The following is a 5783-nucleotide window of genomic DNA, read 5'->3' as shown; positions in this document are numbered from 1 at the left end:
GAACCTCAATAATACACGATTTCGCGTACGATGTTTTTATTTTTCTAAAGTGTTCAACTTGATTCTACTATTCGCCTTTATTTTAATTATATACTTTTATAAAAAATTATTTGAAAGGGGATGTTAATTTGAAAGTTGCAAAGATTACACTTTTTATAACTAGTTTAGTAGTACTATTAATGTTTTATGTGAGTAACCGAATGACTGTGAGCCCAGTCACTATTTCAGGCAACGGGAATCCAGCATTGATAGTAGTTGCAATATTACTCCCAATATTCATTCTAATGGTTATATTATGGGTAAGAATTCTTCAAGTTCATTCAATAAGTAAACGCTTTTGCATTGTTGGAATAATTTTGACCTTTGTTCACTTGATTATGGCTTTTATTTATCAAAGAATCTCTCTAGCAAATTATCGAGAAGTTATAAAAGATGCATTAATTGAAAAGAACGGGAAAGTAGATGATCAATATGTACAAAACATCACAACAGTATTAGATATTCATGTTAACAACCAATATTTTAATGTTAATACATTCTTCATGTTTAACAGTTTTTCAATTTTCATTGCCTTAGTTTTTTATTTATTTCCAGATGATAAGATAGAAAATAAAGACGTACAAGAGTAAAAAGAGTGGTGTAGGCTAAAACATAAAAAACAATTTAAAATTGAATAAATAAGAAGTGCCGGGAGGTTCTTGTCCAAAATAAAGAAAGGATTTCTAGACATTCGAGGGTGATTAGCCGATCTTACATTAAATCAGATTTTAATATATTAATACCCGCCTTCAAGCAAGAAATGTTCTTTTAAACTAAGGCTGTTTTCGTAAACTTTGTTGCTTTTATAGAAACTCTAAATGATATTTGATTTAAATGATTAGAAAATATTAAAAGTGTTGATTTTTTGGGATGACTATAATTTAAAATAGTAATATAATATTTCGGATATAAATAATTTCAGAAAATGATATGGAACGATTATATTTCTAGAACGAATAATACTAAGAAGGAACAAAATTATGAAAAAAATTTCAAAAAACTTAATACGATTGCTCTAATAGTGTAATTTGGGCTTTGTATTGTATTTCGTTAAAGTTACCTGTTATTTCAAGCCCAGACTGGGGTGAAATGGGAGGACTCATTATATTGTTAATGGGTTGGCTAGGTTTCGTTCTAGAGTTATCGTCGACGGCTTATGTTGGTTGGTATGCAAACCTGTTTTTCATTTACATTTCGATTCAAACGTTTAGAGGGAAAAAAACTAGTATTAGTCATTTATTTATGTTGTTACTGGCTACTGGATCATTTTTCCCAATGAAAATGTTGCGAGATGAGGCAGGGGGTTCGTATGTTACGATAAGTCATAACCTTGGCTTTTATTTTTGGATCTCGGCAATAGTGAGTCGACCCTTATCATCTGTGGGCGACTCTTCCTTTATTACGCAAACGGGCAAAGGTCTATCTGTCTAGCTATTTTATTTTCAAACTTTATATAATTCCAGTCTACTTGTAATCATTTATTGATCCTTCATCCATAATAACTTCTACCATATTTGACCCGTACTTCGCCCATTCCCATATTCTTTTGATGATATCAACAGCACTTTTACTTCCAAAAATTACTGAAGAAACATCTTTATATAAAGGCTGTTAGTGAAAAAGAAAAATATTCACTTGGAATCTTTTAAGTAGATCAAAAAGCTCTGATAAGAAAAAAATGAATAGCAATAGGAATAGGTTTCCCCATAAAATCATACAAATAATTTAATAAAGTAATAGCGTGAAAAAGTGAATAAATATTAGTATAATGTTCTATTTATGTATTTTTATGCTATAATGCAACTATAAACGGACGTATGAAACGTATCTTATTGCATGAAAGAAGTGTTTATTTGAGTTTATATGTAGCGTATGTATTGGTTGGTCTTGCAATTGCCATGCCTGTTGGGGCTATTACAGTAGAAATGACAAAGCAAGGACTAAAAAATGGGTTTATGCATGGTTGGGCTGTTGGACTTGGTGGTATGACAATAGATATTGTATTGGTTTTTGCGTTGTATATGGGCCTAGCTTCCATTTTAGCAATGCCGATCATTCAAATCCCTATGTGGATTATAGGGGCTGGATTTTTATTCCTTTTAGGACTAGATTCTATCAAAAATGCTGATCATGATATTACGCTTGTAGGAGAGAAAGTGACAAAATCATTTTTTACTTCATATCGTAATGGTTTACTAGTTGCAATTTCACCTGGAAATCTAGTATTTTGGGTAAATGTTTTTGGAGTTGTACTAGCCAAATCATATGGGCAGGGGGAGTCAGCAAACTTTATAGTGATCGCTGCAGGGGTTCTGAGTGGCATATTGTTGCATGATATTGGGTTGATGACCATTGTTTCAGTTACCCGTAAAGCGATGAGTCGTAAGGTCATCAAGTCGCTTACAATGGTAGCGGGTGTATTACTAATTTGCTTTGCCGGATATTTTATTTATGAATTCATACATGCTATTAAGATTTATATATGAAAAGTGCGTTCCCGAAAGATCGCACTTTTTTTATTATCCTATATTACATATCAGTAAAAGATTAAAGTCTCATTTTATGCCGAAATCTCGGCATTTTCATGGATACAAGTTAAAATTTCTTCTGCTACTTGATGTGCTAAAGAGAGCTCAGAAGTGAAGCCTACACATGAACAATTCATTTCCCCTAAAATATAGCAATCTTCGCCAGCTTCGTTCGTATCTAACATGAAATCGGCTGTCCAAATGAGTGGTAAATCATAATTGCCCAGTAAACTAGTTACGAGAGGTAGTTGGATTAAAAAGTTTTGTACAAGCTCTTGCCAGTCTTCTGGTGCATCATAGCGATATTGCGCGCCTGAGAACAGTGTTGCACTAAAAGCGTCCTCGGAATTTGCTGGTTTTTTATGTACTACGTGAATGGGTTTATCACGTAGCATAAATAAGCGGATTTCACCTTCAGTAATACGTGGAAGGAAGCGCATATCAATTAGCATGCCATTTGGACCTGTAATATACTGTTCACAAAACTTTATGAAGTCGCCAAGTTTCCAATATTCTACGTGATTATCTTTGGCTTCTGTACATTTAATCTCCGCATCAAGTGGTACTTCTGTTATTCCTTCAGCGAGGGGTTCAACCAATTTAACTCGCCATATACCTTCGCCCGTCGAACCACGATTTTGCTTTAGGACGCGTTCGGTATTAGTAAGAGAGGTAGGGAATTGGGCTTTAAATGCCTCAATTGTATAATAAGCAAATGTATCATCAGGCACTAAATTCGTAGAGGACAACTTTGATAATACATCTTTAGAGCCATAGCCAATCATAGCATCAGGATGAGGCATACCGATGATACCCGCATTACATAGCTCACGTAACATATCAAAATACTCTTTCTCATGCTGTAAGTTTCCTGGATTAATACGTGATACATAGGCAATACCATGCTCTTTGACGTAATTAAAAATTTCCTCTTTTTTTGTTACATCAAAGAAAATGACTTCTGCATCCTGTCCATGGTGAATTAGCGCATTCACCATTGGCATTGTATCTTTTCGATAACCACCTGGTCCCTTATCTGTGCCACCACGAACCTCGAAAAAAATAACTTTTCTATCCATAAAAATACCCCCTTTTTATGATTAAAGATATTTTCAGTATACTGGACAGATAAGGAAAAAAGATATATAAAATATGTAAATTTTATGTATAGATTCATGATTTATTTAATTTTTAATAGGTATTTGTGACTAATATTTTTAAATTTATCTAAATTTAGTTAAACCTTCCTAAGAGCGCTTTTTCTGAAAAACCGTGAGATATAAAATCATACAGAGAATAAGCATTGTCCCAATAAACTGAAAGCTACCAAAGGGAATTTTAAGCCAAAAGACACTTGTCATAACGGCCGTTAGAGGCTCCAAGCTACCAAGTAAACTAGTTTCTTTTGGCGATAAATAATGCAAACTAGCAATATAAAACCAAAATGCTAGCATTGTCCCAAAAATAACGATAAAAAGAAAATAAGCGATTGTCGACAATGCCCAGTTTGCCATGTCAATTTGCCATGGCTGATGGAAAAGGCTCATTACAATCCCGCCAATAAGCATTGACCAGCCTACAACTAACAATGAGTGAAACTGCTGTAAGAGTGAGACAGCATATAACGTATAAAAAGCAGCCGAAAGACCAGATAAAATCCCCCAAAACACGGCCATTGCTGGAACAGAAAGTGTAGACAATGAACCGTTAGTAAGTAATAAAAAAGTACCAATAAGCGTCAAAGTTACAGCGATTCCATCCTGCCTTGTCAGTTGACTGTGCTTCGTTATTAAATAATAGGCCATAATAAAAAGTGGTGCTAAATATTGCAATAAAGTAGCAACAGCCGAGTTACCTATAGCAATTGACATCATATAAGTATATTGAACCGCCAGCATCCCGAGTAAACTAAATAAAATTTGTCTAAAAGCATTTTGCTTCGTCCGCCACATCACAAAAATAGACTTTTTACGATGTGTAATTTTATAGGCCATAATGAGTAATAGACCGGCTAAAAGAAGACGACTAGAAACGAGCCAGCCAACCTCTATATTTTCCTGCTGAAAAAGCTTTTGTGCGACGGTTCCACCAATCCCCCAAAAACTTGCCCCTAAAATGACAAGAATAAAACCAAGAGTACGATTTTTTTGTATAGATTGATTCATCTTTAAACATCTCCTAAACTATCAATATAAAGAAATTATAAAGAATGTATGACGAAAAAAATATCGATTTAAAGGGTTGAAAATATCAATATATTGAGGTGAGCTAAGAAGTGACGTTAACACATATTAAAATTGCAAAGGATTTACAAGAACTAACGTTACATGGGACGAAGGAATTTCCAGTTGCACTATATGAGACTGTTTTGCGATTAGATAGTCTGGATTTTTTACCGTTACATTGGCATAAGGAAATTCAATTTGTCTATGTAAAAAGTGGCCGTGTAGAATACCGAGTAGGAGCGGATGTCTTTGTCCTTGAGGAGGGAGAGGGGTTATTTGTCAATGCATCAAGTTTACATGAAGCAAAGCCTTTTCAAATAGAATGGGCTACAATCTTCTGTGTTAACGTGGACCCATTGCTTTTAGGCGGACACAAGGACAGTATTTTTGCAACTAAATATGTACTACCGTATATAACGAGCAATAGACTGCCCTATGTAAAGCTTTCCGGCGAATTGGCGCAAAAAGTAGAAATTGTAGCGAAATTACTGCAAGAGCAAGCCGTTTTTTATGAGCTAAAGGTTTGGAGAGAGCTATTAGTCATTTGGGAAACGATTTTGTCACAATCAATGCTAATAGAAGAAATACTAGATCCAGCAATTATTGTCCAGCATGAACGAGCAAAGGAAATGCTCGATTATTTACATACTCATTATCAGGAGAAGATATCTTTAGAAAATTTAGCTGCACATGTTTTTTTAAGTCGGGCAGAATGTAGTCGCTTTTTCAAAAAAATGGTCGGCATGACACCATTCACATATTTACTACACTATCGTCTTCGCAAAAGTATGGTGCTATTACGTGATAGTGAGCAATCCATCACTACAATTGCTACAACTACAGGTTTTAGTACAGTAAGTTACTATATTGAAAAATTTAAGAAATATACAGGATACTCTCCACATGTTTATCGTAGGCGAATAGTAGAATCAAGTTGAACACTTTAGAAAAATAAAAACATCGTACGCGAAATCGTGTATTATTGAGGTTC

General features: G+C 34.4%; 6 protein-coding genes. 4 read left to right on the top strand and 2 right to left on the bottom strand.

Annotated features, from left to right (window positions below):
• Nucleotides 1-128: 128 nt before the first annotated feature.
• The 3 genes from AN161_RS16650 to AN161_RS16640 all read left to right on the top strand — a co-directional run bounded on the left by AN161_RS16650 (nt 129) and on the right by AN161_RS16640 (nt 2525).
• Complete coding sequence (locus tag AN161_RS16650; RefSeq protein WP_053595471.1) at nt 129-629, top strand: hypothetical protein; 501 nt, start codon at nt 129-131, stop codon at nt 627-629.
• 517 nt (nt 630-1146) lie between these two features.
• Complete coding sequence (locus AN161_RS16645; protein ID WP_053595470.1) at nt 1147-1470, top strand: hypothetical protein; 324 nt, start codon at nt 1147-1149, stop codon at nt 1468-1470.
• A gap of 422 nt (nt 1471-1892) precedes the next feature.
• Nucleotides 1893-2525 (top strand): LysE family transporter, encoded by a 633-nt coding sequence (locus AN161_RS16640; protein ID WP_053595469.1) that lies wholly within the window; start codon nt 1893-1895, stop codon nt 2523-2525.
• A 74-nt stretch (nt 2526-2599) separates the two neighbouring features.
• Here AN161_RS16640 and AN161_RS16635 read toward each other — a convergent pair whose 3' ends face one another.
• Both AN161_RS16635 and AN161_RS16630 read right to left on the bottom strand, forming a co-directional pair.
• On the bottom strand, nt 2600-3646 hold the full coding sequence (locus tag AN161_RS16635) for a Cj0069 family protein (protein ID WP_053595468.1): 1047 nt from the start codon (nt 3644-3646) through the stop codon (nt 2600-2602).
• Nucleotides 3647-3814: 168 nt separating this feature from the next.
• The gene (locus AN161_RS16630; protein WP_053595467.1) at nt 3815-4732 is read right to left on the bottom strand and encodes a DMT family transporter; all 918 of its coding nucleotides are present in this window, start codon (nt 4730-4732) and stop codon (nt 3815-3817) included.
• A 110-nt stretch (nt 4733-4842) separates the two neighbouring features.
• Between AN161_RS16630 and AN161_RS16625 the strand changes: the two genes are divergently transcribed.
• A complete protein-coding gene (locus tag AN161_RS16625; RefSeq protein WP_053595466.1) occupies nt 4843-5730 on the top strand; it encodes an AraC family transcriptional regulator in 888 nt (295 codons plus the stop codon).
• Nucleotides 5731-5783 lie beyond the last annotated feature (53 nt).

Source organism: Lysinibacillus sp. FJAT-14222 (assembly GCF_001278875.1).
In the GTDB taxonomy this organism is placed as follows: Bacteria; Bacillota; Bacilli; order Bacillales_A; family Planococcaceae; genus Lysinibacillus; species Lysinibacillus agricola.
Note: the sequence above shows the minus strand (reverse complement) of the source record. Positions and strands in the feature narration are given on the sequence as shown.